The sequence below is a fragment of the Nocardia terpenica genome (assembly GCF_013186535.1).
Classification (GTDB): domain Bacteria; phylum Actinomycetota; class Actinomycetes; order Mycobacteriales; family Mycobacteriaceae; genus Nocardia; species Nocardia terpenica.
Genome location: NZ_JABMCZ010000001.1, coordinates 1987195 through 2002603 on the forward strand (window position 1 = coordinate 1987195; position 15409 = coordinate 2002603).

Consider the following 15409-nt stretch of genomic DNA (forward strand, 5'->3'; position numbering starts at 1 on the left):
GGCCGGGCTGGTCGGCGGCTACGCGCCCTCGGCGACCAGCCCGATACCGAACCCGATGAGCGCCGCGCCGGTGATGGCCTCCAGCGAGACGCGCACCCGCGGCCGCCGGATCCACCGCCGCGCCCGCTCCACCACGGCGACCACCACCAGCTGCCAAGCCAGCCCGAGCACCACCACGGTGTAGGCGAGCAGCAGCGCGGTCTGTGTGGAGGCGTGCCCCTCGCTCAGGAACTGCGGCAGCACCGACAGATACAGGGCCAGCACCTTCGGATTGGTGACATTGGACAGCGCCCCCTGCCGGAACCAACGCCACGCGTGCGCGCGCGTCCGGCCCTCGGCGGCCCCCGCGGTCTCGATATCCAGCGCCCCGCCGCCCCGCCTGGCCGACCGAAACGCCTGAATCCCCAACCAGCACAGATAGATCGCGCCGACGATCCGCACGGCATCGAACACCGGTTGCGACCGCGTAATGAGCGCGCCGACCCCGAGCGCCGCCGCCGTGGCCTGCACCGAATTCCCCGCCGCCACACCGAAAGCCGTGGTCAGCCCGCCCCGCTTACCCCCGACCAACGAATTCTTCAAAAGCACCGCGGTATCCGGCCCCGGCGCCAGCACCAGCAACACCACAAACACGAGATAGGTCCCGTAGCTTCCCCAAGTCACGATCACACACTAAAGCGGACACCCGCCGCCGTCACCCCCGAAGCCTCCCACCATCCGCGATCTGTCACCGGCATGCGTCCCCCGTCGTTCCAGAATGCGTCCCTCGGTTATCCCGGCAGCGCCCTCGGTCATCTCCGCCGTCATCCCGGCGTGCGTCCCTGTGTGATTCCGGCGTGCGTCCCTGTGTGATTCCGGCGTGCGTCCCTGTGTGATTCCGGCGTGCGTCCCTGTGCGATCCCGGCATGCTGTCCCCGTGTGATCCCGGCATGCTGTCCCCGTGTGATCCCGGCATGCTTTTGGCCGGGATCCCGCAACACTCCGGCCCAGCGCACGCCGGAATGGCCAAGGTCGGTGGGCTACCGATCGGCGATGGTGTGGATCAGCTCGGCGAGTTCCGTTGGGCGGGACCACATTGGCCAGTGGCCGGTGGGGAGGTCCATGTATTCCGCGTCTATGCGGGCCAATTCGGCGAACAGGGCCTCGGTGCCCTCGTCGCGCAGTTTGCGGACCAGAGCGGAGGAGAAGCTGCTGCAGATCAGGGTGGTTGGGATGGTCAGGCGGGCGGGGGAATTGCTGAGGCGAAGTGGGGCGGTGGCGATGGCTATGGGCTCGGAGACCGCGCGGTCGCGGAAGCGGCTCAGCATGGCATCGTCCAGGTCGGCGAGGCTGCTGCCGTTGGCCTCCAGCTCCGGCCAACTCGGCATGCGGAATTCTCGCGCGTCCGGCGAGAGGGTGGGAATCAGGACGTGACCGTCGGGCAAGGGTGCGGTGTCCACGTAGATTGCCCGCGAAAATCGTTCCGGCGCAATATCGGTGGCGAGGTAGGAGGGCGCGGCCCCGCCGGAGTGCGACACCAGTACCGTCGGCTCGGTCGCCGCCGCGACGATGGCCGCCGCCTGACGTTCGAAGGTCGCGCTCAGCCGGTCGGGGTCATCGGGATCGAGCCCGGGCAGGGTCAGTGCCCGGACCTCGTGGCCGCGGCCGCGGAGGTCGGCGGCGACCGCGTCCCACGCCCACGCGCCGAGCCAGAAGCCGGGAACCAGCAGTATCCGCGCTGTCATGCACCGAGCATGTCATGTTCCGCGTGACCTGGGAATCCGATCTCGAGGAGCGGGGTTCCACTGGGAATGAGCATCGGAATTGCACTGTCCCCCTTCGCACTCGCCCCCACCGCCAATGCCGTCGACGGGGCCGTCGCCATCGGCCGGGACATCGTGGAACTCGGGCTGAGCTCGCTGTGGTTCGGCCAGGGTTACTCGCACGACACGATCGCGCTCGCGGCGGTCGTGGGCCGGGAGGTGCCGGGTCTCGAGGTCGGCACCTCCGCGGTGCCGATCCAGGCCCGGCACCCGCTGTTGATCGCCAGCCTGGCGCAGACCGCGCAGGCGGCCGCGCACGGCCGCTTCAGCCTCGGCCTCGGCCTGGGCAGCGCGTGGATCAGTGAGTCGTACGGCGCCGACTTCGTCCGCCCGGCGGCCCGATTGCGCGAATTCCTCACCGCGCTCACCTCGGTACTCGACACCGGCTCCGCCGATTTCCGCGGTGAGATGCTGACCGCCGTCACCCCGATGTCCGCGGCGGTCGCGGGCGCGACGCCCCGGCTGCCGGTGCTGGTGGCCGCGATGGGACCGCAGGCGCTGCGCGTCACCGGCGAATTGGCCGACGGCACACTGCCATTCCTGGCCGGTCCGCGCGCCCTGGCCGACCACATCGTCACCCCGCTCACCCGCGCCGCCGAGCGCGCCGGTCGCCCCCGCCCCCGGATCGTCGCCCTCGTCCCGGGCGTGGTCACCTCGGACATCCCCGCCGCCCGCCGCGCCGCCGAGGAACACACCACCTTCTACGACGACATCCCCTCCTACGCCCGCATCATCGAACTCTCCGGCGTCTCCCGCGCCGCCGACCTGGTAGTCCTCGGCGACGAGGACACCATCGCCGCCCGCATCCAGGAATACTTCGACGCCGGCGCCACCGACGTGGTCTTCACCCAAACCGACCTCACCACCCCCGAGGATCAGCGCCGCACCTGGAAACTCCTCGGCGAGCTGAGCCGCGCGAGGGGCTCGGCCGCGTAGCACCTCTTGACTCGCGCTCCCCGTAGCGATCATTATGAACATACGTTCATGAACGCTAGTTCATATAGATCTGCAAGGGAGTCTCGAGTGACCGCGATCGTCAATACCGACCAGTCCGAGGCATGGAACGGCTACGAGGGCTCGCACTGGGCCGAGCACGCCGACCGCTACGACGCGGTCAACGGCGGATTCAACGAACCGCTGCTGACCGCGGCGAGCATCGGTGCGGGGGACCGGGTCCTCGACATTGGTTGCGGCAACGGGCAATTGACGCGGGCGGCGGCCCGGCGGGCGCGGTCGGCGACCGGTGTCGATCTGTCCGGGCCGATGCTCGCGACGGCGCGGCAGCGGGCCGACACCGAAGGGGTGCACAATATTTCGTTCGAACAGGGCGATGCCCAGGTGTACCCGTTCCCGGACGCGGGCTTCGACGTCGCGCTGAGCCGGTTCGGCATCATGTTCTTCGCCGACCCGGTCGCGGCCTTCGCCAACATCGCCCGTGCGCTGCGACCCGGCGGGCGGCTCGCGTTCGTGAGCATGCCGCCGTTGTCCGGCACCGATCTCGGCACCGTCTTCGCGGCCGCCGCCCGGCATCTGCCCGGCTTCGAGATCGGCCACGGCTTCAGCGCTTTCGCCGATCCGGACAGCACCGCCGCGCTGCTGCGCGATGCGGGATTCACCGACATCGCCGCTCGGCACATCGAGGTCGACGCCGTCTGGGGCGCGGACGTCGACGACGCGACGACATTCCTGCTCGGCTGGGGGCCGCTCCGGTATCACCGCTCCCGCAACGATTTCGCCACCGACGACCGATTGCGCGCCGCGATCGCCGCGGCATTGGCGCCGTTCTCGGGTCCCGGCGGCGTCCGGTTGCGCGCGACGGCCTGGCTGGTCACCGCCGACACCCCGCGACCGTAGCGGCACGTATCCGATCGCGCGGCATCGGATCGGCCCGGTCGGCACCCAGTAGCGTGGTACTCATGTCACCGAGACGGGCAGCGGCGCTGCGGGAGAGCGACGATCGCGATCTGCGGACGCATCTGGTGGCGACGGCGGAGCGGTTGATCGCCGAGCAGGGCGGTGCGGGGCTGACCGTGCGCGCGATCGCGAAGGCCGCCGGGGTCGCCGACGGCGTGCTCTACAACCACTTCGCCGACAAGGAGGAACTGCTGGCGGCGGCCCTGCACGCCCACATCACCGCCGTGCACGGTGACTTCCCGCCGCTGCCCGCACCCGGCACCGCGACCGTCGCCGCCAACCTGGCCGTCTGCCTGCGGCAGGGCCTCGCCTTCCATCGCGCCGTTCTCCCGATCTTCGCGAGCCTGCTCGCCCAACCCGCGATCCTCGCGAAATTCGGTGCCGCCCAGGGCGATCCGCGCCCCTGGCGAGACATGGTCGCGGACTACCTGGCCGCCGAACGCGACCTGGGCCGGGTGGCCGCCGACGCCGATCTCGACGCCGCCGTCGCCGTCCTGGTCGGCATCTGCCACGACGAGGTCCTGTCCGCCCTGCTCCCCGGCGGTCCCCGGCACGGCGCCCCACCCACCGTGGACTCGGTGATCGCCACGCTGCTGAAGGGCATTGCGCCGCGCCCCGATTGACTCCGTCATCGGGGCCGACGAGTTTCGACCCCGTCACCGGGCCGACGAATTTCGACTTCGTCACCGGGCCGACGAATTTCGACCCCGTCGCCGTACCGCCGAATTCAACTCCATTGCCGGGGCGACGAATTCGAGTCCGCCGCCGTGCAACGCAGTCGGGGACCGGCATCCCGTGGGTATGCCGGACGTGTCAGCGGTGTGTCAGTAGACCGGACCGGTGTACTTCTCGCCCGGCCCCTTACCCGGCTCGTCCGGATGGGCGGACGACTCGCGGAAGGCGCGCTGGAGGGACTGCAATCCCTCGCGGAGGGGACCGGCGTGCGGGCCGAGGTATTCGACCGACGCCGTGATCAGTCCGGCGAGTGCGGTGATGACGCGGCGGGCCTCGTCCAGATCGCGGCGCGGGCTGGCGTCGGGGTCCTCGTCGGCGAGGCCCAGCTTCTCGGCGGCCGAACTCATCAGCATGACCGCCGCGCGGCTGATCACCTCGACGGCAGGGATATCGGCCAGTTCGCGGACGGTTTCCGGCTCGTTGACAGGGGCCTCGCTCATGCCCGTAGCATGGCATCGGCGCCGATGTGCCCGGTCGCGGGGGCGGGCGATTCGGAGGTTCGGCGGCCCGGATGTTAAGCTGTACGCCGACGACCGCCCCAGGCCGTTGCAGTAGCGAGCCCGGGGCCGTAAGTGGAGCCCGACTCCCACCGTCCGCCGGCGACACGCCAGGTTCGACGGTCCGGTCGCCCATTGTTTTCGATGGGTTTCTTGTGCAGGGTTTTCCCAGCGCAGGGTCGATGCGAGGTAGTTTGCATCGGCGATCGGTCGACATCGGGCCCCGTGGCGGTGAAATACCGTAGCGGGGCTTTCGTGTTGGATATGGGGTTGCAGTTATAGCGCGCGGTCGTTGGACGACACCGCTTGACCTAGGAGGCCCCATCAGCACTGAGACCCGCATCAACGATCGCATCCGCGTGCCAGAGGTCCGACTCATCGGACCCGGAGGTGAGCAGGTTGGGATCGTGCGTGTTGAAGATGCACTGCGCGTCGCCATGGAGGCAGACCTCGACCTGGTCGAGGTCGCACCGGATGCGCGTCCCCCGGTTTGCAAGATCATGGACTACGGCAAGTTCAAGTACGAGACCGCGCAGAAGGCGCGCGAGTCGCGGAAGAACCAGCAGCAGACCGTGATCAAGGAGCAGAAGCTCCGGCCGAAGATCGACGACCACGACTACGAGACGAAGAAGGGCCACGTCCTTCGCTTCCTGCAGGCCGGCTCGAAGGTCAAGGTCACGATCATGTTCCGCGGACGCGAGCAGTCGCGCCCGGAACTGGGCTTCCGGCTGCTGCAGCGGCTGGCTTCCGACGTGGCCGAATTCGGCTTCGTCGAGACCTCGGCCAAGCAGGACGGCCGGAACATGACCATGGTCCTCGCTCCCCACAAGGGCGCGAAGACGCGGGCGAAGGCACAGCAGCCGACGTCGTCGCGGGGTGCCGCGCCCGAGCAGGGCGAGGCTCCGGCGCCGACCGAGCAAGCGGCCACCCCGCAGTAACCGAAACAGAAACCGGCGCACCGCCCGCGGAGCCGCCGATCCGAGACAAGATTGGGAAATCATGCCGAAGATGAAGAGCCACGGCGGCGCCTCGAAGCGATTCAAGGTGACCGGTCGCGGCAAGCTGCTGCGTCAGCAGGCGAAAAACAACCACAACTTCGAGCACCGGTCCAGCCGTGAGACTCGTCGTGTGGCGGGCAAGGAGGTCGTTGCCAAGGCCGACGTCCCTCGTATCAAGAAGATGCTCGGTATCTGAGCCTGTTCGCGGTCCGATCCTCGGACGTTTTCCCCCCGACCATATTCCCGGGCGCCGCGAGCGCCCCTCGATCGAACAAGGACTGACCAGTGGCACGCGTCAAAAGGGCTGTCAACGCTCAGAAGAAGCGCCGTAGCATCCTCGAGGCCTCGAAGGGCTACCGCGGGCAGCGCTCGCGGCTGTACCGCAAGGCCAAGGAGCAGCAGCTCCACTCGCTGACCTACGCCTACCGGGACCGCCGGGCGCGCAAGGGCGACTTCCGCAAGCTGTGGATCGCGCGCATCAACGCCGCCGCGCGGCTGAACGACATCACCTACAACCGGTTCATCCAGGGCCTCAAGGCCGCCGGTGTCGAGGTGGACCGCAAGATTCTCGCGGAGCTCGCGGTGTCGGATGCCGAGGCGTTCGCCGGCCTGGTCGCGGTCGCCAAGGCCGCCCTGCCGGAGGATGTCAACGCCCCGGCCGCCTGAGCCTGACGCTTGACGAAGCATCATTCGCCGGAACGACCCGTGGACGCGCTCTCCGAGCGCAATCCGCGGGTCGTTTCCGCTGTCAAGCTCCAGCGTGCCGCGCAGCGCCGCAAGACCGGGTCGTTCCTCGCCGAGGGCGCGAATTCGGTGGCGTCGGCGCTGGATACCGGGCGGGTCGAGGAGCTGTTCTATTCGATCCGGGCCGCCGAGCGCGAGCACGAACTGGTCGCCGGTGCGGTCGCGCAGGGTGTGCGGGCGACGCTGGTGAGCGAGCGGGCCGCGCAGATGCTGGGCGAGACGGTCACCCCGCCCGGGTTGGTCGCGGTCTGTCGGCAGGTGGATGTGCCGCTGCCGCAGGTGCTTTCGGCCGGTCCGCGGATGCTGGCGGTGCCGGTGGCGATGGCCGATCCCGGCAATGCGGGCACCCTGATCCGGGTCGCCGACGCGGTCGGCGCGGATGGTGTGGTGCTGGCCGGTGATTCGGTCGACCCGCACAACGGCAAGTGCGTGCGCGCCTGCGCGGGCAGCCTGTTCCACGTTCCGATCGCCCGCGAGCGCGATACCGACGCCGTGCTCGCGCGGCTGCGGGAGGCCGGGATCGCCGTGCTGGCCACCACGGCGCGCGGCGAGGTGGATCTCGACGACGCCGGGGAGATCCTGGCGGGTCCGGTCGCCTGGCTGTTCGGCAACGAGGCCCACGGACTCGATCCCGGGGTGGCCCGGCGGGCCGATCATCGCATCCGCATCCCGATCCACGGCCGCGCCGAGAGCCTGAATCTGGCCGCGGCGGCGGCGATCTGCTTGTACACGGGCGCCCGGGTGCGGCACGCGAGCGGGCACTGACGCCGGGCCGATGGCATTGCGTACGATTCGACCAGCAACAATATGGGCCAGGCACACCGCCGTGACCCGAACCAGCCAGGGGAGAGACGAACGATCGTGGGCGACGACAACGCACGAGCCGACCAGAATGCGGTGGCGCTGACCGAGGAGTCGCTCTCCGCCGCGGCCGACGCGGCGGAGAAGGCCTTCGCGGCCGCCGCCGACCTGGATGCGCTCGCGGCCGCGAAGACCGAGCACATGGGCGGTAAGTCGCCGATCGCGCTGGCGCAGCGCGGCCTGGGCGCGCTGCCCAAGGAGGAGAAGGCCGACGCCGGTAAGCGCGTGAACGTGGCCCGGTCCCGGGTGTCGGAGTCGTTCGAGGCCCGGCGCGCCGAACTGCTCGCCGAGCGCGACGCGGCCGTGCTGGTCGCGGAGACCATCGACGTCACGCTGCCCGCGCGCCGCGGCGCGATCGGCGCCCGCCACCCCGTCACCGCCATCTCCGAGCAGGTCGCCGACGTGTTCGTGGCGATGGGCTGGGAGGTCGCCGAGGGCCCGGAGGTCGAGACCGAGCATTTCAACTTCGACGCGCTCAACTTCCTGCCCGACCACCCGGCCCGCACCATGCAGGACACCTTCCACATCGCGCCGGAGGGTTCGCGGCAGGTGCTGCGCACCCACACCTCGCCGGTGCAGGTGCGCTCGATGCTGTCGCGCGAACTGCCGATCTACGTGGTGTGCCCCGGCCGCACGTTCCGCACCGACGAACTCGACGCCACCCACACCCCGGTCTTCTCGCAGGTCGAGGGCCTGGCCGTGGACAAGGGCCTGACCATGGCGCACCTGCGCGGCACCCTGGACGCGTTCGCGCGGGCGCTGTTCGGCCCCGACACCCGAACCCGCATGCGGCCCAACTACTTCCCGTTCACCGAGCCCTCCGCCGAGGTGGACGTCTGGTTCCCGGACAAGAAGGGCGGCGCGGGCTGGGTCGAGTGGGGCGGCTGCGGCATGGTCAACCCGAAGGTGCTCATCGCCAGCGGGATCGACCCGGAGGTGTACAGCGGCTTCGCCTTCGGCATGGGGCTCGAGCGAACCCTGCAGTTCCGCAACGGTATTCCCGATATGCGCGACATCGTCGAGGGCGACGTGCGTTTCACGCTGCCGTTCGGCATCCAGTCCTGACCCACGCGGTCCCGAGCTACCGAGAAAGCGAAACGTCAAGTGCGAGTAGCGCAGTCCTGGCTGACGGAAATTCTGCAGCGGACCACCCCGGGCTGGTCGGTGACCCCGGAGGAGCTGGACGCCGGTTTCGTCCGGGTGGGTCTGGAGGTCGAGGAGCTCGACCGGCTGGAGCGGGTGACCGGTGAGCTCGAGCATCCGCTGGTCGTCGGCCGGGTCGCGGAGATCACCGAGCTGACCGAGTTCAAGAAGCCGATCCGGTTCTGCAAGGTCGACGTCGGCAATCCGGAACCGCAGGAGATCGTCTGCGGCGCCACCAATTTCGCGGTCGGCGACCTGGTCGTGGTGGTGCTGCCGGGCGGCGTGCTGCCGGGCGGATTCCGGATCGGCTCGCGCAAGACCTACGGCCACGTGTCCAACGGCATGATCTGCTCGGTCGCCGAACTCGGTATCGGCAAGGATCATTCGGGCATCCTGGTGCTCGAGCCCGGCACCGCCGAACCCGGTACGGACGCGAACGAGCTGCTCGGACTGGACGATACGGTCGTCGAGCTGAACATCACGCCGGATCGGGGCTACTGCTTCTCGGTGCGGGGGCTGGCTCGCGAACTGGCCTGCGGTTTCGATCTGGACTACGCCGATCCCGCGGTACGCACGCTGCCGGACCCCGGCCAAGAACATGCCGGGGCAGGCTCGGCCGACGCCTGGCAGGTCAAGGTCGAACCCGAGTCCGGCTGTACGCGTTTCGCGATGCGCAAGGTGACCGGCATCGATCCGGACGCGGTGAGCCCGTGGTGGTTGCAGCGGCGGCTGCTGCTGGCCGGGGTGCGGCCGATCTCGCCCGCGGTCGACGTCACCAACTATGTGATGCTCGAACTGGGGCAGCCGCTGCACGCCTTCGACGCCGCGAAAGTGACCGGGCCGCTGGTGGTTCGGCGCGCGAACACCGGCGAGACGCTGCGCACCCTGGACGACACCGAGCGGGTGCTCGACGGCGAGGACACGATCATCGCCGACGACTCCGGCGTGGTGTCGCTGGCCGGTGTGATGGGCGGCGCGAGCACCGAGGTGAGCCCGGCGTCGACCGACATCCTGCTGGAGGCCGCGACCTGGAATCCGCTGGCCGTGTACCGCACGTCGCGGCGGCACAAGCTGTCCTCGGAGGCCGGGAAGCGCTACGAGCGCGTGGTCGATCCGGAGATCAATGTCGTCGCGCTCGATCGGGCCGCCTCGCTGCTGGCCGAGATCGCCGGGGGCACGGTCGAATCCGCGCTGACCGACGTGCGGCTGCCCACGCCGGAGCCGCAGCCGATCCGGATGGATATCGACCTGGCCGACCGCACCGCGGGCGTGAGCTACCCGACCGGCACCGCCGCGCGGCGGCTGGCGCAGATCGGCTGCACGGTCGAGGTCGGGGTCAGCGACAGCAGCGGCCACGCCCAGCTGATCGTGACCCCGCCGAGCTGGCGGCCGGACCTGGCGCAGCCCGCCGACCTGGTGGAAGAGGTGCTGCGCCTGGAGGGTCTGGAGCAGATCCCCTCGGTGCTGCCGACCGCCCCCGCGGGCCGCGGCCTGACCCCCGCGCAGCGCCGCCGCCGCGCGGTGAGCCGGGCCCTGGCCTTCTCCGGCGGCGTCGAGGTGCCGGTGCCGGTGTTCATGCAGGCCGGGGTGTTCGACGCCTGGGGCCTGCCCGCCGACGACCCGCGCCGCAACACCCTGCGCGTGCTCAACCCGCTGGACGTGGAGAAGGCCGAACTGGCCACGACGCTGCTGCCCGGCCTGCTGGAAGTGGCCGCCCGCAACATCTCTCGCGGCGAACGGGACCTGACGGTGTACGGCCTCGCGCAGGTGGTGCTGCCGACCGCCGACACCGGTCCGGTCGAGGCGCTGGCGGTGGACCGGCGACCCTCCGACGAGGAGATTCGGCGGCTGCAAGGCTCACTGCCGGATCAGCCGGTGCACGTGGCCGCGGTACTGACCGGACGCCGCGACCCGCGCGGCCCGTGGGGCCAGGGCCGCGCCGCCGAGGCCGCCGACGCCTTCGCCCTCGCCGACGCGATCGCCGACGCGGCCGGGGTCGTCGTCGAGCGCCGGGCCGCGGCGTACCTGCCGTTCCACCCGGGTCGCTGCGCCGAACTGATCGTCGAAGGCGTGGTCGTCGGCCATGCGGGCGAACTGCACCCGGCGGTCCTGGAACGTCTCGGCCTGCCCCCGCGCACCTGCGCCGTCGAACTGAACCTCGACGCCCTGCCCCTGCGCGAATCCCGGCCCGCCCCCGTGGTTTCCCCGTTCCCGGCGGTACTGCAGGACGTGTCGGTGAGTGTCGACCGAGCCGTTCCGGCGGCTTCGGTGGAATCGGCTTTGCGCACCGGCGCGGGTGAACTGCTCGAGGATATCGCGCTGTTCGATGTGTACGAGGGCGCGCAGGCAGGGGAGGGACGGAAGTCGCTCACCTACGCCCTGCGTTTCCGGGCTGGTGACCGCACGCTGACCGAGGACGAGGCCAGCGCTGCGCGTGACGCGGCGGTGGCCGTGGCGGCGGATACCGTGGGGGCCGTGCTGCGCGGCTGATGTTTCCCGACGAATGGCGGTGGCTCCTCCGATCGGAGAAGCCACCGCCATTTTTGTTCGGAAAGTTGCGGGCTTGATACGCCCTTTGCACGTTCTGCTTGCGAAACGTGCGTCGGTCTCGCGTATCGGGAGGTGGCGTGGGTACGTTGCTGGCATGACATTCGTCATCGACGGGGCGTTTACGTGCTATCTGATGCCTGGTGATCATGATGCGGCTCAGCGGCGGTTTCTGGAATTGATCGGGGGGCCGGGGGAGACCTGGCTCATTGCTTACAGTTTCACGTTGCCGGGGGCCGTTGATCAGTTGCTGGCGGCGCATCGGCGGGGGGTGGCGCTGCATCTTTATCTCGATCATTCGCAGTCGACGGGGAAGACCGAGCGGGAGTTGTTGCAGCGGTTGGTCGATGCGGGGGTGGAGATCACCATCGGGACCAGTACGAGTGGGTCTCGATACATCTGTCATACGAAGGGGCTGGTTACCGACGACAGTCCGGGGCCGCAGTGCTGGGAGGGGTCGGTCAACTTCAGTACGACCGGGTGGCTGCAGGTCAATACCGCGGTGCAGTTCGTGTCGCAGCAGTGGCGCGACCACTTTGTCGCGCAGTTCAATACGCTGGTCCACTACGCCTGGACCGAGGAACGCAAGTTGCAACTGATGGCGCACCCGCCGGCGAACTTCGAGTCCGCGGACGCGCCGATACTGTCGCTGCATCCCTGACGGTCGGTCCGGACGGGCGGTTCGACAGCAAACAATCAACCGACCATTATTGTTGTGCCGACGGCGGATTCGGGCTCGGGCAACCACGGCAGTATTGCTGTGCAATAGCTTTCAGGTCCGACGGCGGGGGTGTGCGGCCGCGGGTTATGCTTCGGATGCTCATCGGTCGACCGTCAGGGGCGAATGTGGATGTCGCGCAGGTGATTGCCGAATTGCGGGAGACCGCGGCCGCGGCGGGGGATCTGCTCCGGCTCGACCCCGGGATCACCGACGAGGCGATGGACGCGTGGCCGGTCCCCGTGCCGGAGGCCGTGCGCACCCTGTTGCGAACCATCGGCGGCATCCGGATCACCACCTACTACACCGAACGGCCGGATGGCCGCCTCGACGAGCACATCTCGTTCGGCGATCAGCTCAACCAGCCCGGCGACCGCTCCATGACCTGGTACGCCGAGCACGCGGGCGGCGAGGGCACGCACTGGTTCGTGCACGCCGGTACCGAGGGCAGCTTCACCTACGTGGACGTCGACCCCGGCAGCGGCGACTGGGGCCCGGTGTTCGTGTTCTGGGACGCCGCCGACACCGTGCGCGCCGCGGATTCGCTGCCGGACCTGTTGCTGCGCCTCGCCGCCGACGTGCGCGGCGCACTCGCCGAGGCCAACGGCGACCCGCGCGTGTTCGTGGAGGCGTTCGACGAGCGCGCCGGGGCCCGCTACACCGACGCCGTCGACCGATCGGCGGTGCGCGCCAGCGAGGCCCGCACCGGACCCGACCCGGCCCTGGCCGCCGCGGCCGCCGACCTGCCCGACGAGGCACTGATCGCCGACCTGGGCGCCGCCGGGCAGGCGGTCCGCGTCGACTTCTTCCCCCTGGTCACCTTCGGATACCGGCGGGCCGCCCGGGGCCGGGTGCTGGCCGCCGTGCCGTGGGACGCCGATACGGTGCGGCGGCTCCAGGGAGCCTGACCGTCCGCGCACGGGGTATGAAGGTAGCTATGCAACACCCGGCCACCCCCGTGCTCAATCTGCTCACGTTCCAGCCCGAGCGGCGGATCACGGTGACGCCCGACCGGTTCGGGATCGCCTACGAGGACCTGTATTTCACCGCCGCCGACGGAGTGCGGATCAACGGCTGGTTCGTGCGGGCCGCGAATCCGGTGGGGCACATCCTGTTCGCGCACGGCAACGCGGGCAATATCGGCGACCGGACGCCGGTGCTCGCGCTGCTCGCGGCGGTCGGGTTCGATGTGCTGGTCTTCGACTACCGCGGTTACGGGCGCAGCGGCGGCAGGCCCGGCGAGCGCGGCAGCTACCTGGACGCGCGGGCGGCGCGGGAGGCGCTGCTGCGGCAGCCGGACGTGGATCCCGATCGCGTGCTGTACCTGGGCAAGTCGCTCGGCGGCGCGGTGATGATCGAGCTGGCGACCGCCTTCGCGCCCGCGGGGCTGATGCTCATGTCCACCTTCACCGGCCTGCGCGACGCGGCCCGCGCGGTGTACCCGTTCCTGCCGTGGCCGGTGGTGCCCAACGCCTTTCCGAGCCTGGATCGGCTGCGCACGGTGCGCGCGCCCGTGCTGATCATGCACGGTGACGACGACGAACTGCTGCCGGTGCGCATGGCCCACGCCCTCTACGCCGCCGCCCCCGAACCCAAGCGGCTGAAGATCTTCCCCGGCGGCAAGCACAACGACCTGATCATGAAGCCGGACTGGATCACGACGGTGTCCGGCTGGGCGGGTCCGGTGCTGAGCCGGACGCACGCCGCGGCCGAGGAGTAGCGCGAGCGCCGCCGTGCCGGAGCGGGCGTGCGTAGCCTGGATCCATGTCGGATATCAGCGATATGGCGGCGCTGCTGGCGAGTCTGAAGGATGAGGACCTGCTGGCGGTCGTGGTGACGGCCACCACCGGGAAGCCCTCGCTCGAACAGCTGCACCTGGTGGCCGTGGAACTCAGTGCGCAAAGCGGTCATACGGTGCTGGAGCCCGATGTGAGTTCCGCCACCGAGCCGTCCGGCGGTGGCGGCGGCCACTCGCTTCCCGGCGCATACGGGCAGGTAGCCCCGGTCACCGGGATACCGGTACCGCCGACGGGTATCGGCGGGGTGGGCGGCTATACCGATTCCGGCGTCCCTACTTTCGAGTCAGTTCGCGATAAGGTCGAGCAGCGCTTCGGTACCGCGCAGGGGATGGGCGAGCTCGACCGCGACACCCCGGCGGGCCGCAGCGCCGACGAACAGTGGGAGGCGCGGCAGAAGTCCGCGCGGGAACGCCTGGATCGAATCCGGAAGTCGATGCGCCGCAACGACTCGGGATGATCGGGGCCCTCCGGGACGAACTGAGGGTGGATATCGATGACCGAGCCGCGGGAGATCGCAGAGCGACTGCTCGATGCCCAGGTGGATTTTCTGCTCGCCGAGGTGACCGGGGATCGGTTTGCCGAGGTGGTTGCCCGTGATGTGGAGGCGCTGATCGGTGTCGGCGACACCATCGTCTTCCGGGACGTGGTGACCGTCGAGCAGGCGCGGGAGACGGTGCGAAAGGTGGTGGACCGCAGTGGCGGCAGCCCGCTGCTGCGGGATCTGGTGGGCGTGCTGTCGGATGCGCTGTACGACCACATCGCCGCCAACGAGGATTACACGCTCGGTGAGGTGGTGGAGCGGGAGCCGGTCGAGGCGCTGCTGGAGAAGATCCTCGGCATGTACGGCGCGCAGGAGCGGCTGCTCGATCGGCTGAGCGAGGCGCCGCTGGCCGGGCCGGTGGCCTCCAAGTTCGCGGACATGCTCATCGACGACATCCTCGAGGCCAACAAGAAGATCGCCGGGCGGGTCCCCGGCATGTCCTCGCTCATGACGCTCGGCCAGTCGGCGGTGAAGTCGGCGAAGAAGGCCGCCGAGGGCAGTTTCGTCGGCAGCATGGCCGACCGGGGCACGCTGTACGCGCTGAAGCGGGTCACCAACGCCATTCGGGAAACGTTGCGCGAGGCCCCGGTTCACGGTGCGGCCCTCCAGTTCTGGGACCTGCACGCCGGAGAGCCGGTGAGCGGCCTGCGCGACTACCTGACCCAGGCCGACCTGCGAGAGCTGGTGCTGATCGTGCACCGCATCGTGGTCACCACGCGCAACAAGGAGTACGTGGGCCTGCTGCTGGACGAGGCGGTGGAGGTGTTCTTCGCCAAATACGGCGACCACACCCTGTCCGCCCTGCTGCCCGAACTGAACGTGACCCCGGACGATATCGCGGAGGAAATCCTGCGCTACGGGCCCGCGGTAATCGAGTCGGCCAAGCGGAACGGGGTGCTGGCGAAGCTGATTCGGGAGCGACTGGAGCCGTTTTATCTGTCGGATGAGGTACTGGGGATTCTGGCGGGGTGAGGGGGTTCCGGCTAGAAGCATGCCGGAATGACGAATGAGCCCGACCCTGTGCCGGAATGACGAAAGGGTCCCACCCTGTGCCGCAATGACGAAAGGGTCCTACCCTTCACCGTGATCCCGGCAAGCTTTCCTTCACCA

At 69.6% G+C, this 15409-nt stretch carries 17 protein-coding genes; 14 read left to right on the top strand and 3 right to left on the bottom strand.

The genetic code is table 11. The features are described from left to right. Nucleotides 1-18 precede the first annotated feature (18 nt). Nucleotides 19-663, bottom strand: coding sequence for a LysE family translocator (locus HPY32_RS09170; protein WP_156674594.1), 645 nt, complete (start codon nt 661-663; stop codon nt 19-21). 356 nt (nt 664-1019) lie between these two features. Then, the gene (locus tag HPY32_RS09175) at nt 1020-1724 is read right to left on the bottom strand and encodes an alpha/beta hydrolase (RefSeq protein WP_067591313.1); all 705 of its coding nucleotides are present in this window, start codon (nt 1722-1724) and stop codon (nt 1020-1022) included. A gap of 66 nt (nt 1725-1790) precedes the next feature. Here HPY32_RS09175 and HPY32_RS09180 point away from each other — a divergent pair, with 66 nt between their 5' ends. The 3 genes from HPY32_RS09180 (at nt 1791) to HPY32_RS09190 (ending at nt 4339) form a co-directional block, all read left to right on the top strand. Beyond that, nucleotides 1791-2738, top strand: coding sequence for a TIGR03564 family F420-dependent LLM class oxidoreductase (locus HPY32_RS09180; RefSeq protein ID WP_067591310.1), 948 nt, complete (start codon nt 1791-1793; stop codon nt 2736-2738). 87 nt (nt 2739-2825) lie between these two features. Next, complete coding sequence (locus HPY32_RS09185; protein ID WP_067591307.1) at nt 2826-3656, top strand: class I SAM-dependent methyltransferase; 831 nt, start codon at nt 2826-2828, stop codon at nt 3654-3656. 62 nt (nt 3657-3718) lie between these two features. Further along, on the top strand, nt 3719-4339 hold the full coding sequence (locus HPY32_RS09190; RefSeq protein ID WP_082871594.1) for a TetR/AcrR family transcriptional regulator: 621 nt from the start codon (nt 3719-3721) through the stop codon (nt 4337-4339). Between the two features lie 201 nt (nt 4340-4540). Here the strand turns inward: HPY32_RS09190 and HPY32_RS09195 are convergent, their stop codons facing one another. Then, the gene (locus HPY32_RS09195; RefSeq protein WP_067591301.1) at nt 4541-4891 is read right to left on the bottom strand and encodes a DUF1844 domain-containing protein; all 351 of its coding nucleotides are present in this window, start codon (nt 4889-4891) and stop codon (nt 4541-4543) included. Nucleotides 4892-5226: 335 nt separating this feature from the next. On the opposite strand from HPY32_RS09195, the gene infC reads away from it, so the two are divergent. From infC to HPY32_RS09250, 11 genes are all read left to right on the top strand, one after another. Continuing rightward, nucleotides 5227-5886, top strand: a complete 660-nt coding sequence (gene infC / locus HPY32_RS09200; protein ID WP_082871593.1) for a translation initiation factor IF-3 — start codon at nt 5227-5229, stop codon at nt 5884-5886. Nucleotides 5887-5947: 61 nt separating this feature from the next. Beyond that, nucleotides 5948-6142 (top strand): 50S ribosomal protein L35, encoded by a 195-nt coding sequence (gene rpmI / locus HPY32_RS09205; RefSeq protein ID WP_067591295.1) that lies wholly within the window; start codon nt 5948-5950, stop codon nt 6140-6142. An 89-nt stretch (nt 6143-6231) separates the two neighbouring features. Next, complete coding sequence (gene rplT / locus HPY32_RS09210; RefSeq protein ID WP_067591293.1) at nt 6232-6612, top strand: 50S ribosomal protein L20; 381 nt, start codon at nt 6232-6234, stop codon at nt 6610-6612. Nucleotides 6613-6651: 39 nt separating this feature from the next. After that, nucleotides 6652-7455, top strand: a complete 804-nt coding sequence (locus HPY32_RS09215; protein ID WP_067591290.1) for a TrmH family RNA methyltransferase — start codon at nt 6652-6654, stop codon at nt 7453-7455. A gap of 96 nt (nt 7456-7551) precedes the next feature. After that, nucleotides 7552-8616: a phenylalanine--tRNA ligase subunit alpha gene (gene pheS / locus HPY32_RS09220; protein ID WP_067591287.1), complete on the top strand. Its 1065-nt coding sequence runs from the start codon at nt 7552-7554 to the stop codon at nt 8614-8616. 39 nt (nt 8617-8655) lie between these two features. After that, nucleotides 8656-11184 (top strand): phenylalanine--tRNA ligase subunit beta, encoded by a 2529-nt coding sequence (pheT, locus tag HPY32_RS09225; RefSeq protein WP_067591284.1) that lies wholly within the window; start codon nt 8656-8658, stop codon nt 11182-11184. A 154-nt stretch (nt 11185-11338) separates the two neighbouring features. Further along, the gene (locus tag HPY32_RS09230) at nt 11339-11902 is read left to right on the top strand and encodes a phospholipase D-like domain-containing protein (RefSeq protein WP_067591281.1); all 564 of its coding nucleotides are present in this window, start codon (nt 11339-11341) and stop codon (nt 11900-11902) included. 185 nt (nt 11903-12087) lie between these two features. Beyond that, nucleotides 12088-12867 (top strand): SMI1/KNR4 family protein, encoded by a 780-nt coding sequence (locus HPY32_RS09235; protein ID WP_067591278.1) that lies wholly within the window; start codon nt 12088-12090, stop codon nt 12865-12867. A 29-nt stretch (nt 12868-12896) separates the two neighbouring features. Beyond that, nucleotides 12897-13679 carry an alpha/beta hydrolase gene (locus HPY32_RS09240; protein ID WP_067591275.1) on the top strand — a complete coding sequence of 261 codons (783 nt, stop codon included), beginning with the start codon at nt 12897-12899 and terminating at the stop codon, nt 13677-13679. A 44-nt stretch (nt 13680-13723) separates the two neighbouring features. Beyond that, nucleotides 13724-14215: a PspA/IM30 family protein gene (locus HPY32_RS09245; protein ID WP_067591272.1), complete on the top strand. Its 492-nt coding sequence runs from the start codon at nt 13724-13726 to the stop codon at nt 14213-14215. A 36-nt stretch (nt 14216-14251) separates the two neighbouring features. Continuing rightward, nucleotides 14252-15271, top strand: coding sequence for a hypothetical protein (locus HPY32_RS09250; protein ID WP_067591270.1), 1020 nt, complete (start codon nt 14252-14254; stop codon nt 15269-15271). Nucleotides 15272-15409: the final 138 nt, after the last annotated feature.